Raw genomic sequence first — 13,188 nt, 5'->3', positions numbered from 1 at the left:
TGCGCATCGAGCGGGAGCCGCGCGGAATGCACCGCGTGCGGGTCGCGTTGACACCGGCGAGGAGAGGAGCACCGTTCATGTCCGACGTGCTGATCGACCGCCCCGAGCTCGAGGGGCTCGGCGTCTACGAGTTCGGCTGGGCCGACTCCGACGCCGCAGGCGCCTCCGCGAAGCGGGGGCTCTCCGCCGACGTGGTCCGCGACATCTCCGCCCGCAAGGGCGAGCCCGAATGGATGCTGCGCAACCGCCTCAAGGGCCTGTCGATGTTCGACCGCAAGCCCATGCCGATGTGGGGCGCCGACCTCTCCGGCATCGACTTCGACAACATCAAGTACTTCGTGAAGTCCACCGAGCGCCAGGCGCAGACGTGGGAGGACCTCCCCGAGGACATCCGGAACACGTACGAGCGCCTCGGCATCCCGGAGGCGGAGCGCCAGCGCCTCGTCGGCGGCGTCGCGGCCCAGTACGAGTCCGAGGTCGTCTACCACCAGATCCAGGAGGAGCTGGAGGAGAAGGGGGTGATCTTCATGGACACGGACACCGCGCTCAAGGAGCACCCCGAGTTCTTCGAGGAGTACTTCGGCACGGTCATCCCCGCCGGCGACAACAAGTTCGCGGGCCTGAACACCGCGGTGTGGTCGGGCGGCTCCTTCGTCTACGTGCCGAAGGGCGTCCACGTCGACATCCCGCTGCAGGCCTACTTCCGGATCAACACCGAGAACATGGGCCAGTTCGAGCGGACGCTGATCATCGCCGACGAGGGCTCCTACGTGCACTACATCGAGGGCTGCACGGCGCCGATCTACAAGAGCGACTCGCTGCACTCCGCGGTCGTCGAGATCGTGGTCAAGAAGAACGCCCGCGTCCGGTACACGACCATCCAGAACTGGTCGAACAACGTCTACAACCTCGTCACCAAGCGCGCGATCGCGCACGAGGGCGCGACGATGGAGTGGATCGACGGCAACATCGGCTCCAAGGTGACGATGAAGTACCCGTCGATCTACCTGGTCGGCGAGCACGCCAAGGGTGAGACGCTCTCGGTGGCCTTCGCGGGGCCCGGTCAGCACCAGGACGCCGGCGCGAAGATGATCCACATGGCGCCGTACACCCAGTCGTCGATCGTCTCGAAGTCGATCGCGCGCGGCGGCGGCCGGGCCGGCTACCGCGGCGAGGTCCGCGTCGACCCGAACGCGCACCACTCGGCGAACACCGTCCGCTGCGACGCGCTGCTCGTCGACACGATCAGCCGCTCCGACACCTACCCGGCGATCGACATCCGCGTCGACGACGTGCAGCTCGGCCACGAGGCGACCGTCTCGAAGGTCAGCGAGGAGCAGCTCTTCTACCTGATGAGCCGCGGCATGCCCGAGGACGAGGCGATGGCGATGATCGTGCGCGGCTTCATCGAGCCGATCGCGCGCGAGCTGCCGATGGAGTACGCCCTCGAGCTGAACAAGCTCATCGAGATGGGCATGGAAGGGAGCGTCGGCTAGGTGGCGGACAGGTCTGAGACGGACACCGTGACGACCCTCTCGACGGACCCGGAGCACCCCGCGCAGGGGAGCACGACGCCCGTCGTGACCGGCACCGGCACCCGGCCGGCGATCATCGCCGACGCGACCGCGTCGCACGGCGCTGGCTCGCCCGTGCCGGTGCAGACCCGCAACGAGCGGTTCGCCTCCACCGACGTGAGCGCCTTCCCGCCGGTCACCGGTCGCGAGGCGGGCTGGAAGCTGACCCCGGTCGACGCGCTGCAGGGCCTGATCGCCGGCGAGCTCGACGGCGGCCGGTACGAGCTCGGGATCGAGACGACCGAGGGCGCCGAGGTGACCTGGGTCGGCCGCGACGACGCCCGCATCGGCACCGCCGGCATCCCGGAGGACCGCGCGGCGGCCAACGCCTGGTCGTCGTTCCAGGAGGCGCTGCTCGTGCGCCTGACGGGCGAGGAGCCCTCCTCGACGACCCTGATCCGCAGCGCGTTCGGTCCGACCGCCCGCGGTGCGCACACGATCGTCGACGCGAAGGCCTTCTCCCGCGGCGTGGTCGTGCTCGACAACCGCGGTTCGGCGCAGCTCGCCGAGAACGTCGAGATCCTCGTCGGCGACGGCGCGGACGTCACCGTCGTGACCGTGCAGGACTGGGCCGACGAGGCGAAGCACGTCGCGAACCACTTCGCGCAGGTCGGCCGCGACGCGCACCTGAAGCACGTCGTCGTCTCCTTCGGCGGCGGCGTCGTGCGGGTCAACCCGTCCGTCACGCTCGCCGGCTCCGGGGCGGACGGCGACCTGCTCGGCGTCTACTTCGCCGACGCTGCGCAGCACCTGGAGAGCCAGGTCTTCCTGTTCCACGAGGCCGACCACACGAAGGGTCGCGTCGAGTACCGGGGCGCGCTGCAGGGCGAGGGCGCGCACACGGTCTGGATCGGCGACGTGCTGATCGGCCCGGACGCGACCGGCACCGACTCCTACGAGCAGAACCGCAACCTCGTGCTCACCGACGGCACCCGCGCCGACTCCGTGCCGAACCTCGAGATCGAGACCGGCGACATCGCCGGCGCCGGCCACGCCTCCGCGACCGGCCGCTTCGACGACGAGCAGCTCTTCTACCTGCAGGCCCGGGGCATCCCGGAGGAGGTCGCGCGGCGCCTCGTCGTGCGCGGGTTCCTGTCCTCGATCGTGCAGAAGATCGGCGTGCCCGCGCTCGAGGTCCGGCTCCAGGACGCGATCGAGGCCGAGCTCGCGGGGGAGGCCCGATGAGCGCCCCCGAGCGCGTCTGCGGCATCGACGACCTCGAGCAGGACACCGCCATCCGCGTCGTCGTGGGCGGCACGCCCGTCGCCGTCGTGAAGGACGGCAACGGCGACGTCTTCGCCATCGGTGACACCTGCACCCACGGCGACATCTCGCTCGCGGAAGGGTTCGTCGAGGACGACACCCTGGAGTGCTGGGCGCACGGCTCGAAGTTCTCCCTGACGAGCGGGCGACCGCTCACCCTGCCGGCCTACCAGCCGGTCCCCGTCTTCCGGGTCACCGTCGAGGGCGGCGACGTGCTCGTCGACCCCACCCCGATCCCGGCCGAAGAGCTCCCCGCCTGACGGCGGCGACCAGAAGGAACCGCATGTCCACCCTCGCGATCCGCGACCTCCACGTCTCCATCGAGACCGACCAGGGCACCAAGCCGATCCTCCGCGGCGTCGACCTCACGATCAACGAGGGCGAGACCCACGCCGTGATGGGCCCGAACGGCTCCGGCAAGTCCACGCTCGCCTACACGATCGCCGGCCACCCCCGGTACAACGTCGACTCCGGCTCGATCACGCTCGACGGCGAGGACGTCCTCGCCATGAGCGTCGACGAGCGCGCCCGCGCCGGCCTCTTCCTCGCCATGCAGTACCCGGTCGAGATCCCCGGCGTCACCGTCTCGAACTTCCTCCGCACCGCGAAGACCGCGATCGACGGCAAGTCGCCCGCGATCCGCGGCTGGGTGAAGGACGTCCGCCAGTCCATGGACAACCTCCGCATGGACAGCGCCTTCGCCGAGCGCAACGTCAACGAGGGCTTCTCGGGCGGCGAGAAGAAGCGCCACGAGATCCTCCAGCTCGAGCTGCTGAAGCCGAGGTTCGCCGTGCTCGACGAGACCGACTCCGGCCTCGACGTGGACGCGCTGAAGATCGTGTCCGAGGGCGTCAACCGCGCCAAGGACGCCACCGGGCTCGGCGTGCTGCTCATCACGCACTACACGCGGATCCTGCGCTACATCAAGCCGGACTTCGTGCACGTGTTCGTCGCGGGCCGCGTCGCCGAGGAGGGCGGGCCCGAGCTCGCCGACCGCCTCGAGGACGAGGGCTACGACCGCTACGTCTCCGCCGCGGCGGCCGCGTCCTGATGGCCACCCCGCTCGCCGCCGAGCGCTTCGACGAGATCTCCGAGGCGCTGAAGGACGTCGTCGACCCCGAGCTCGGGGTCAACGTCGTCGACCTCGGCCTGATCTACGACCTCGGCTGGGACGACGAGAACGACGCCCTCGTCATCAACATGACCCTGACGTCGGCCGGCTGCCCGCTCACCGACGTGATCGAGGACGAGACCGCCCAGGCCCTCGACGGCCACGTCGAGCGCTTCCGGATCAACTGGGTGTGGATGCCGCCCTGGGGCCCGGAGCGCATGACCGACGACGGCAAGGACATGATGCGGGCCATCGGCTTCCAGATCTGAGCTGGAGACCTTGAAAGGGTCGCTCCGCACTGCGCGGGGCGGCCCTTCACCGTTCGTGCGAAGCGACGGTGGTCGAGTCGGGCGCTCCGCGCCCGTGCCGAGACCACGCCGAGCCCGCCCCCGCCCTCAGTGGGCGCGGAGCTGGGACGGGGCCAGGAGGCGGATCGCGACGCCGCAGAGCGGGCCGATGCCGAGCGCGAAGACGACGGTGCCGATGCCGACGTTCCCGCCGAGGAGCCAGCCCGCGAGGAGCGCCGAGCCCTCCACGACGCCGCGCGCGACCCACACCGGCCAGCCCAGCCGGCGGTGCAGGCCGAGCATGAGGCCGTCGCGCGGTCCGGCCCCGAGTTCCGCGCCGACGTAGACCGCGGTCGCGACGGCGAGCAGCACCATCCCGCCGACGAGCAGGCCGATCCGCAGCAGGAGTCCGTCCGGCGGGGTCGTCAGGTCGAGCACCGCCTGCGCCGCCGTGCCGACCAGCAGCACGTTCAGCAGGGTGCCGACGCCCGGCCGCTGCCGGAGCGGGATCCAGAGCAGCAGGAGGAGCGCGCCGATCCCGTTCGTCACGAGGCCGAACGGCACGCCCGTCACACGGGCGAGCCCCTGCGCGAGGACGTCCCACGGGCCGACGCCGAGCTGCGCCCGCAGGATCACGGCGATGGAGGCGCCGTAGAGGAGCAGGCCGACGACCAGGCGGCCGCTGCGGAGCAGCAGCCCGGGTCGCCTCGCGGACGGCGCGCCGAGCGCCGGATCGAGCGTCATGCGGGCCACTTCAGCGCGATCGGCCCGCGCGGGCGCGGGCCAATCGGAGGAAAGTGGTCGGCATGACGCCTCCGCCGGGTCCTTCCGCGCCGCAGCTCGCCCGGCTGCTCACCGGCTGGCGCAGCGACGGGACCTCCGCGCGGGCGCTCGCCGAGCGCATCGGCGTGCTCCTCGAGGACGGCCGGCTCTCCGCCGGCCGGCGGCTGCCCGCCGAACGCGTGCTCGCCGCCGAGCTCGGGGTCAGCCGGACGACCGTCACCGCGGCCTACGGCCTCCTCCGCGACCGCGGACGGCTCGTGAGCCTGCAGGGGTCCGGCAGCGCGCTCGCCCTCGGTGCCGCGCCCGGCGATCCGGGCGGCGGGGCTCCCGCGGTCGCCGACCTCTCGAAGGCGATCCCGCCCGCCTGGCCCGCGCTGCCGGAGTACGTCGCGGTCGCCGCGGCCCGGCTCCCGGAGGTGCTGGACGCCGCGACGCTCGACTACGCGGGCCTCACGGAGCTCCGGGAGGGCCTCGCAGCGCGCTACACGGACCGCGGCCTGCCGACGGGGCCGGACCACGTGCTCGTGACGAACGGCGCCCAGCACGGCATCGGGCTCGTGCTGCACGCCCTGCTCCACCGCGCCGATCGCGTGGTGGTCGACGTCCCGAGCTACCCGCACGCCCTCGACGCCTTCCGGGCCGCGGGCGCCCGGACCGTGCCGCTCGCGATGCCGGACGCGCGGCCGGACGTCGCCGAGTGGGAGCGCGTGCTCGCCCGCACCCGTCCCGAGTTCGCGTACCTGATGCCCGACTTCCACAACCCGACGGGCTCATCGCTCGACGAGGAGGAGCGGCGCCGCATCCTGCGGGCGGCCGGTGCGGCCGGCACCGTCCTGATCGTCGACGAGACGAGCGCGGAGCTCGCGATCGACCCGGCGGCGCCGCACCCGCCGTTCGCCGCGCTCGCCGTCGGTACGGGCGCGCGCGTGGTGACCGTCGGGTCGGTCAACAAGACGGTCTGGCACGGGCTCCGGATCGGCTGGGTCCGCGCCGACCCGAGGACGGTGGCCGCGATCGCGGCGGCGCGACCCGCGCGCGACCTCGGCACGCCCGTGCTCGACCAGCTCGTCGTCGCCGCGCTCCTGCCCGACGTGCAGCGGGTGCTCGCCGACCGCGCCGTGCAGCTCCGGGCGACCCGCGCCGCCGTGCTCGACCGGCTCCGCGCGGACCTCCCGGACTGGCGCGTGCCGGTCCCGTCCGGCGGGCTGTCGATCTGGGCCGGGCTGCCGGAAGCGCGCAGCTCCCTGCTCGTGCCCGCCGCCGCTGCCGTCGGGGTGCGGATCGTCGCCGGGCCCCGCTTCGGGGTCGACGGCGCGTTCGAGCGCAACCTGCGGATCCCGATCGGCGGCGCGCCCGCGGCGACGGCCGCCGCCGTCGGCCTGCTCGCGGAGGCGTGGCGCCGCACCGCCGCGGGCCTGCACGTGCCGGAGGCGTTCGCCCCGGTGCTGTGACGCGCGAAGGGCCGCCTCCCGACCGGGAGGCGGCCCTTCGGCTGCAGGGCGGCGCGGGGTCAGCGGCCCTTCGCGGCGTCCGCGCGGTCGACGAACGCCCAGGCGGTGCGGAGCACGAGCGCCGCGACCACGGCCTTCACGACGCCGCCGACGACGAAGGGGTAGAGGCCGCCCTGGAGCGTCTGCGCCCAGGTCAGGCCGAGCGCGATCTTCAGCCACGGCAGGCCGACGAGGAAGACGACGCCGGAGCCGGCGACGAACGCGAGGAGCCCGCGCAGCAGGCCGCGCTCCCAGCGGCGCTGCGCCAGCCAGCCCGTGAACGCGGCGGCGAGCACGAAGCCGACGATGTAGCCGCCGGTCGCGCCGAGCAGCACGCCCGCGCCGCCCGACCAGTCCGAGAAGACCGGGGCCCCGAGGGCGCCGACCAGGGCGTAGAGCACCATGGCGATCGCGCCGCGCGCGGCGCCGAGCGAGGCGCCGACGAGCAGGACGGCGAGGGTCTGCCCGGTGATCGGCACGGGCCAGAGCGGGATCTCGACCTGCGCCAGCAGCGCGGTGAGCGCGGCGCCGCCGACGACCAGCGCCGCGTCCGTCGCCAGCGACTTCGGCAGGACGCGGTCCGCGAGGACCGGACGGGACGGGGCGAGGGACAGCGACACGTGCGGCTCCTTGACGAGGACCGGGGACGGACCGGCCGCGAACTACACTAGAGCGCTGCCCGGATCGCGGTTCTGTGCCTCCTGCACAAGCGACGGGCCCGATCGCCGTCGATGTCGTCCAACTCGACCCTCATGCAAGGAGCCCGTCATGCTCGCCGTGCACGGCCTCGAGATCACCGTCGGCGCTCGCCGGCTGATGGCGGACGTCGAGTTCCGCGTCTCGAACGGCGACAAGGTCGGCCTCGTCGGGCGCAACGGGGCGGGCAAGACGACGCTGACCAAGGTGCTCGCCGGCGACCTCCAGCCCGCCGACGGCCGCGTGGAGCGCTCCGGCGAGCTCGGGTACCTGCCGCAGGACCCGCGCGCCGGCGACCCCGAGCAGCTCGCCCGCACCCGGATCCTCGACGCGCGCGGCCTCGGCACGCTGCAGCTGCAGATGGCGGAGGCGACCGAGCGCATGGGCTCGACCGACCCGAAGGTCGCCGAGAAGGCGATCAACCGCTACGCCCGGCTCGAGGAGGAGTTCACGGCGAAGGGCGGCTACGCGGCCGAGGCCGAGGCCGCCTCCATCTCCTCCAACCTCGCGCTGCCGGACCGCATCCTCGACCAGCCGCTGAAGACCCTCTCCGGCGGCCAGCGCCGCCGCATCGAGCTGGCCCGCATCCTCTTCAGCGACGCGGACACGCTGATCCTCGACGAGCCGACGAACCACCTCGACGCCGACTCGATCATCTGGCTGCGCGAGTTCCTGAAGACCTACAAGGGCGGCGCGATCGTGATCAGCCACGACGTCGACCTCGTCGGCGACGTCGTGAACCGCGTCTTCTACCTCGACGCGAACCGCCAGGTCCTCGACGTCTACAACATGGGCTGGAAGCAGTACCTGAAGCAGCGGGAGACCGACGAGCAGCGCCGCAAGCGCGAGCGGCAGAACGCCGAGAAGAAGGCGTCCGCGCTGCAGCTGCAGGCCGCGAAGATGGGCGCGAAGGCGACGAAGGCGGTCGCCGCGCAGAACATGGTCCGTCGCGCGGAGCGCCTGCTGTCCGGGCTCGAGGAGGTCCGCCAGGTCGAGCGCGTCGCCAAGCTCCGCTTCCCGGACCCGGCGCCCTCCGGCAAGACGCCGCTCATGGCCTCGGACCTGTCGAAGTCCTACGGCTCGCTCGAGATCTTCTCCGCCGTCGACCTCGCGATCGACCGCGGCTCGAAGGTCGTCATCCTCGGCCTGAACGGCGCCGGCAAGACGACGCTGCTGCGCATCCTCGCGGGCGTCGACCAGCCGGACACCGGGCAGCTCGAGCCCGGCTACGGGCTGCGCATCGGGTACTACGCGCAGGAGCACGAGACGATCGACGTCAAGCGCACCGTGCTCGAGAACATGGTGTCGGCCGCGCCGAACCTCACGGCGACCGAGGCGCGCCGCGTGCTCGGCTCGTTCCTCTTCACGGGCGACGACGGCGACAAGCCCGCGGGCGTGCTCTCCGGCGGCGAGAAGACGCGCCTCGCGCTCGCGATGCTCGTCGTCTCCGCGGCGAACGTGCTGCTGCTCGACGAGCCGACGAACAACCTCGACCCGGCCAGCCGCGAGGAGATCCTCGGCGCGCTCGCGAACTACACCGGCGCCGTGGTGCTCGTCAGCCACGACGAGGGCGCGGTCGAGGCGCTGAACCCGGAGCGGGTGCTGATCATGCCGGACGGCACGGAGGACCTCTGGACGCCCGAGTACGCGGAGCTGATCAGCGTCAGCTGACCGGGCCGCTCCGCGGATCCGCAGTTCCGGGCCGACACGCCGGGTTCGACCCCGCGCGCCGCGGCGTGTCGGGCGGATTCTGCGGAACCGCGACGGTTCTGCGGATCCGCGAGGTCAGCGGACGTCGGTGAGCTCGTCCTCGACGGCCTCGTCGGAGGGGGCGCGCTTCGCCCGGCGCGCCACGGCGCGCTCCTCCGCCGCGATGACGACCTCGTCGCCCGCGTCGAGCAGGTCCCGGCGGATCGACCAGCCGAGCGCCCCGAAGCCGAGCAGCGCGAACAGGATCCACTGGATCGCGTAGGAGAGGTGCGTGCCCTCGTCGACGCCGGTGTCCGCGGACTGGGGCTCGATCCGCTCCGGCGTTCCCGCGGGCGCCGCGGGGGACTCGGACCGGACCTGGCCGTAGGCGCCGGTGAACGTCGGCGCCCCGACGTCCGCCGCGACCGCCTTCAGGTCGATCGACGGGATCTCGCCGGTCGGCGCCGTGCGGCCGGCGAGCGGCCCCTCGTCGCTCTGCAGCCGCGCCTCCACGGCGACCGTGCCCGACGGCGGCGCCGGCACCGAGTCCGGCCGGTCCTGCTTCCTGCCGATCGACACCCAGCCGCGGTCGAGCACGAACACCGAGCCGTCGGCGAGGCGGAACGGCGTCAGCACCTCGAAGCCGGGGTTCCCGTCCGGGTTCACCCGGTTGCGCACGAGCAGCTGGCGGTCGACGAGGTACTCGCCCTCGACCTCGACCGTGCGCCACTGCAGGTCCGGGCGGTACGCGGATCGGGAGGGCAGCAGGCGCTCGAGCGGGACCGGCGCCGCCGACGCGTTCGCCGTGATCAGCGCGTTCGCCTCCGCCGTGTCGGCGCGGCGGGAGAACTGCCACCACGAGAGCAGGCCGCAGCCCACCGCGAAGGCGATCGCGAGTGCGAGGTAGCGGTGCCACCGGCCGTCGGAGACCAGGGCGCGCAGGATCCGACCGAGCTGCTCCACTGTGCGGTCAGCGTACCCGTTCGGTCGGCGGCGTCAGGGGCCGGATCTCGAGGGGGAACGCCCGGGCCGCCAGGAACTCGCGCAGCACCGGGACGTGCTCCTCGCAGGCCAGCCAGGTCTTGAACCGCTTGCCGGTGTGGATGCGCGGGTTGCGCCACTCGATCGCCGTCGTGGCGACGCGGCGGCACCCGGCGCGGGAGCAGGTCCGGCGCTCGGCCGGATCGGTCACTCCGGGCGGGGCTGCTCGAGCGCGAGCTGCGACGCGACGCCGGGCATCCGCGGCTGGACGGCCCCGCGCGAGCCCGCGTTCGCGAGCACGACGGCGACGTAGGGGAGGACGACCGCGCCGAGGCCGAAGACGAGCTTCCACCAGCCGGGCACGAAGAACACGAGGATGAAGCAGGCCATGCGGATGGACATGGCCGTGGAGTAGGCGCGCATCCGCCGCTTGCGGTCGTCGACCGGGGCGGCGGGGAGGGCAGTTGCGGACTGCACGACGTCATGAGTCACAGTGGGTTCAACCTACGCCGGGCCCCGGGTCTTCCTGCCCGGATCACTAGGCTCTCGGAGTCCTCGCGGAAGGAGACGCCCCCTTGACCCAGCGCACCGTCCTCGTCACCGGCGGCAACCGCGGCATCGGCCGGGCGATCGCGCTCGCCTTCGCCGCCGCCGGCCACCGCGTCGCGATCACCTCGCGGAACGGCTCGGGACCCGAGGGCGTGCTCACGGTGCAGGCCGACGTCACGGACGCGGCGTCGATCGACGCCGCCTTCCGCGTCGTCGAGGCCGAGCTCGGGCCGGTCGAGGTCCTCGTGGCGAACGCCGGCATCACGAAGGACGTGCTGCTGCTGCGCATGTCCGAGCAGGACTTCGACGACGTCGTCGCGACGAACCTCGGCGGCGCCTTCCGCGTCGTGAAGCGCGCCTCGAAGGGCATGCTGCGCGCGCGGTTCGGCCGCGTCGTCCTCATCTCGAGCGTCGTCGGGATGCTCGGCTCCCCGGGGCAGATCAACTACGCCGCCTCGAAGTCCGCGCTCATCGGCTTCGCCCGGTCGCTGACGCGCGAGCTCGGCGGCCGCGGGATCACGGCGAACGTCGTCGCGCCCGGCTTCATCGAGTCGGACATGACGGCGGCGCTGCCCGAGGACCAGCAGCAGGCCTACCTCGGCCGGATCCCGGCGGGCCGGTTCGGCTCCGGCGACGACGTCGCGAAGGCCGTCGTGTGGCTCGCCTCCGACGAGGCCTCCTACATCTCGGGCGCCGTCATCCCGGTCGACGGCGGCCTCGGCATGGGCCACTGAGTTCTCTGCCGCGCCGCCGCCGCTGCGGCGCGGCTGCCGTACCGGCGCGCTGAACGCGCGCTCGGCTGACGGCGGCTTCGGGACTGGCTACCAGCCAGCCCTTCAGAGCAGGCGGAGGAGGGGGCGCAGCGAGCGGCCCGGCAGGCACACGTCGGCGACCGCGCGCACGGCGGGCTTCGCGTCGAAGCCGACGGAGAGCCCGGCCGCGCTCATCATGAGCAGGTCGTTCGCGCCGTCGCCGACCGCGACCGTGCGCGTCGCGCCGAGCTCCGCGGCCCAGGCGAGCAGCCGCTCCCGCTTCACCTCGGCGTCGACGATGCGGCCGAGCACGCGGCCGGTGAGGCGTCCGTCCACGACCTCGAGGTCGTTCGCGTGCCGCCGGTCGAGCCCGAGCTCCGCCGCGAGGGGGTCGAGCACCTGCCGGAAGCCGCCGGACACCGCCCCGATCGCGCCGCCGCCCGCGTGCACCGCGGCGACGAGCTCGGGCACGCCGTCGGTGACGGTGATGCGGCCGCGCACCTCGTCGAGCACCTGCTCGGGGAGGCCCTCGAGCAGCGCGACGCGGCGGGTGAGGCTGCCGGCGAAGTCGAGCTCGCCGCGCATCGCCGCGGCGGTGATCGACGCGACCTCGTCGCCGACGCCGGCGGCGTCCGCGAGGAGGTCGACCACCTCCTCGCCGATCAGCGTCGAGTCGACGTCGAGGACGACGAGGAGGCGCGGCACCCCTTCAGCGTGGCAGGTCTCAGGGCTCGACGCGGACGCCCTTGCCGACGACGACGATGCCGCTCTCGGTGACGGTCAGCCCGCGCTCGCGGTCCCGCTCGTGCTCGACGCCGATCCGGGCGCCCTCCGCGATCTCGACGTTCTTGTCGAGGACCGCGCGCTGCACGACGGCGCCGGGGCCGATCCGCACCCGGTCGAACAGCACCGAGTCGGTGACGGAGGCGCCCGGCCCGACGACGGCCCACGGGCCGAGGACGCTGTTCTGGATCCGCGACCCGGAGAAGAGCGAGCCCGGCGACACGATCGAGTCGTGCACGATCGTGTTGTTGCCGTAGCCGTCGCGGTTGAACTTCGCGGGCGGCGAGTTCAACGTCTGCGTGTAGATCGGCCAGCGCCGGTTGTAGAGGTTGAACACCGGCACCGGCGACACGAGGTCCATGTGCGCCTCGTAGAACGACTCGATCGTGCCCACGTCCCGCCAGTAGAAGCGGTCGCGGTCGGTCGACCCGGGGACCTCGTTGCGGTTGAGGTCGTAGACGCCGGCGTCGCCCTGCTCGACGAAGGCCGGCACGATGTCGCCGCCCATGTCGTGGTCGGAGCCCTCGCGCTCCGCGTCGACGTGCAGCATCTCGACGAGCGCGTCGGTGTCGAAGACGTAGTTGCCCATCGACGCGAGCACCTCGCCGGGGGAGTCCGGCAGGCCGGAGGGGTTCTTCGGCTTCTCGAGGAACTCGCGGATGCGCGTCGGGTCCTTCGGGTCGACGTCGATCACGCCGAAGGAGCTGGCCAGCTCGATGGGCTGGCGGATCGCGGCGACCGTCGCCTTCCGCCCCGACGCGATGTGCGCGTCGATCATCTGGCTGAAGTCCATCCGGTACACGTGGTCCGCGCCGACCACCACGACGATGTCGGGGCGCTCGTCGCCGATGAGGTTGAGGCTCTGGAAGATCGCGTCGGCGCTGCCGAGGTACCAGCGCTTGCCGAGGCGCTGCTGCGCCGGCACGGACGCGACGTACGAGTTCAGCAGGCCCGACAGGCGCCAGGTCTCGGCGACGTGGCGGTCGAGGCTGTGCGACTTGTACTGCGTCAGCACCACGATCTGCGTGAGGCCGGAGTTCAGCAGGTTCGACAGCGCGAAGTCGATGAGGCGGTAGACGCCACCGAACGGCACCGCGGGCTTGGCCCGGTCCTCGGTGAGCGGCATGAGGCGCTTGCCCTCGCCGCCGGCGAGCACGATGCCGAATATCTTCTTCGATGGCATGCGTTCACCGTACTCCCAAGGATCTTTCGAGCGACCTGGAAATCAGT

15 protein-coding genes are annotated in these 13,188 nt (G+C 72.7%); 8 read left to right on the top strand and 7 right to left on the bottom strand.

The window, feature by feature from the left end:
- Positions 1–77 precede the first annotated feature (77 nt).
- The 5 genes from sufB (at position 78) to D1781_RS10630 (ending at position 4,217) form a co-directional block, all read left to right on the top strand.
- A complete protein-coding gene (sufB, locus tag D1781_RS10650; protein ID WP_119482276.1) occupies positions 78–1,496 on the top strand; it encodes a Fe-S cluster assembly protein SufB in 1,419 nt (472 codons plus the stop codon).
- Positions 1,497–1,607: 111 nt separating this feature from the next.
- Positions 1,608–2,759, top strand: a complete 1,152-nt coding sequence (gene sufD / locus D1781_RS10645; protein WP_119483190.1) for a Fe-S cluster assembly protein SufD — start codon at positions 1,608–1,610, stop codon at positions 2,757–2,759.
- Positions 2,756–3,097: a non-heme iron oxygenase ferredoxin subunit gene (locus D1781_RS10640; protein ID WP_119482275.1), complete on the top strand. Its 342-nt coding sequence runs from the start codon at positions 2,756–2,758 to the stop codon at positions 3,095–3,097. The genes sufD and D1781_RS10640 overlap by 4 nt, the downstream gene beginning before the upstream one ends.
- Before the next feature lie 23 nt (positions 3,098–3,120).
- Entirely contained in the window at positions 3,121–3,888 is a 768-nt protein-coding gene (sufC, locus tag D1781_RS10635) for a Fe-S cluster assembly ATPase SufC (protein ID WP_119482274.1), read from the top strand.
- Complete coding sequence (locus D1781_RS10630; protein WP_119482273.1) at positions 3,888–4,217, top strand: metal-sulfur cluster assembly factor; 330 nt, start codon at positions 3,888–3,890, stop codon at positions 4,215–4,217. The genes sufC and D1781_RS10630 overlap by 1 nt, the downstream gene beginning before the upstream one ends.
- A 126-nt stretch (positions 4,218–4,343) precedes the next feature.
- On the opposite strand, the gene yczE is transcribed toward D1781_RS10630, so the two are convergent.
- On the bottom strand, positions 4,344–4,979 hold the full coding sequence (gene yczE / locus D1781_RS10625; protein ID WP_119483189.1) for a membrane protein YczE: 636 nt from the start codon (positions 4,977–4,979) through the stop codon (positions 4,344–4,346).
- A 62-nt stretch (positions 4,980–5,041) separates the two neighbouring features.
- On the opposite strand from yczE, the gene yczR reads away from it, so the two are divergent.
- On the top strand, positions 5,042–6,469 hold the full coding sequence (gene yczR, locus D1781_RS10620; RefSeq protein ID WP_147392079.1) for a MocR-like transcription factor YczR: 1,428 nt from the start codon (positions 5,042–5,044) through the stop codon (positions 6,467–6,469).
- Positions 6,470–6,528: 59 nt separating this feature from the next.
- On the opposite strand, the gene D1781_RS10615 is transcribed toward yczR, so the two are convergent.
- Positions 6,529–7,128 (bottom strand): biotin transporter BioY, encoded by a 600-nt coding sequence (locus D1781_RS10615; protein ID WP_119482271.1) that lies wholly within the window; start codon positions 7,126–7,128, stop codon positions 6,529–6,531.
- 148 nt (positions 7,129–7,276) lie between these two features.
- Between D1781_RS10615 and abc-f the strand changes: the two genes are divergently transcribed.
- The gene (gene abc-f / locus D1781_RS10610; protein WP_119482270.1) at positions 7,277–8,875 is read left to right on the top strand and encodes a ribosomal protection-like ABC-F family protein; all 1,599 of its coding nucleotides are present in this window, start codon (positions 7,277–7,279) and stop codon (positions 8,873–8,875) included.
- A 114-nt stretch (positions 8,876–8,989) separates the two neighbouring features.
- On the opposite strand, the gene D1781_RS10605 is transcribed toward abc-f, so the two are convergent.
- Genes D1781_RS10605 through D1781_RS10595 form a run of 3 tightly spaced genes read right to left on the bottom strand, consistent with a single transcriptional unit; the run spans position 8,990 to position 10,351 of the window.
- Entirely contained in the window at positions 8,990–9,856 is an 867-nt protein-coding gene (locus tag D1781_RS10605) for an SURF1 family cytochrome oxidase biogenesis protein (protein ID WP_233551265.1), read from the bottom strand.
- A gap of 7 nt (positions 9,857–9,863) precedes the next feature.
- Positions 9,864–10,085, bottom strand: a complete 222-nt coding sequence (locus D1781_RS10600) for a hypothetical protein (RefSeq protein ID WP_119482269.1) — start codon at positions 10,083–10,085, stop codon at positions 9,864–9,866.
- Positions 10,082–10,351 (bottom strand): DUF3099 domain-containing protein, encoded by a 270-nt coding sequence (locus D1781_RS10595; RefSeq protein ID WP_147392078.1) that lies wholly within the window; start codon positions 10,349–10,351, stop codon positions 10,082–10,084. The genes D1781_RS10600 and D1781_RS10595 overlap by 4 nt, the downstream gene beginning before the upstream one ends.
- 98 nt (positions 10,352–10,449) lie before the next feature.
- Between D1781_RS10595 and fabG the strand changes: the two genes are divergently transcribed.
- Positions 10,450–11,157: a 3-oxoacyl-ACP reductase FabG gene (gene fabG / locus D1781_RS10590; protein ID WP_119482267.1), complete on the top strand. Its 708-nt coding sequence runs from the start codon at positions 10,450–10,452 to the stop codon at positions 11,155–11,157.
- Positions 11,158–11,259: 102 nt separating this feature from the next.
- On the opposite strand, the gene serB is transcribed toward fabG, so the two are convergent.
- A complete protein-coding gene (gene serB / locus D1781_RS10585; protein WP_119482266.1) occupies positions 11,260–11,880 on the bottom strand; it encodes a phosphoserine phosphatase SerB in 621 nt (206 codons plus the stop codon).
- Positions 11,881–11,899: 19 nt separating this feature from the next.
- On the bottom strand, positions 11,900–13,141 hold the full coding sequence (gene glgC / locus D1781_RS10580; protein WP_119482265.1) for a glucose-1-phosphate adenylyltransferase: 1,242 nt from the start codon (positions 13,139–13,141) through the stop codon (positions 11,900–11,902).
- Positions 13,142–13,188: the final 47 nt, after the last annotated feature.

The sequence above is a fragment of the Amnibacterium setariae genome (assembly GCF_003581425.1).
GTDB lineage: Bacteria > Actinomycetota > Actinomycetes > Actinomycetales > Microbacteriaceae > Amnibacterium > Amnibacterium setariae.
The sequence above is the reverse complement of the archived record's forward strand: the minus strand, read 5'-3'. Positions and strand labels throughout refer to the sequence as shown.

Excerpts from the sequence above, each read along its gene's own strand:
- glgC (WP_119482265.1), bottom strand. The coding sequence starts at position 13,141 with ATGCCATCGAAGAAGATATTCGGCATCGTGCTCGCCGGCGGCGAGGGC.
- D1781_RS10640 (WP_119482275.1), top strand. The coding sequence starts at position 2,756 with ATGAGCGCCCCCGAGCGCGTCTGCGGCATCGACGACCTCGAGCAGGAC.
- abc-f (WP_119482270.1), top strand. The coding sequence starts at position 7,277 with ATGCTCGCCGTGCACGGCCTCGAGATCACCGTCGGCGCTCGCCGGCTG.
- D1781_RS10630 (WP_119482273.1), top strand. The coding sequence starts at position 3,888 with ATGGCCACCCCGCTCGCCGCCGAGCGCTTCGACGAGATCTCCGAGGCG.
- yczR (WP_147392079.1), top strand. The coding sequence starts at position 5,042 with ATGACGCCTCCGCCGGGTCCTTCCGCGCCGCAGCTCGCCCGGCTGCTC.
- sufB (WP_119482276.1), top strand. The coding sequence starts at position 78 with ATGTCCGACGTGCTGATCGACCGCCCCGAGCTCGAGGGGCTCGGCGTC.
- yczE (WP_119483189.1), bottom strand. The coding sequence starts at position 4,979 with ATGACGCTCGATCCGGCGCTCGGCGCGCCGTCCGCGAGGCGACCCGGG.
- sufC (WP_119482274.1), top strand. The coding sequence starts at position 3,121 with ATGTCCACCCTCGCGATCCGCGACCTCCACGTCTCCATCGAGACCGAC.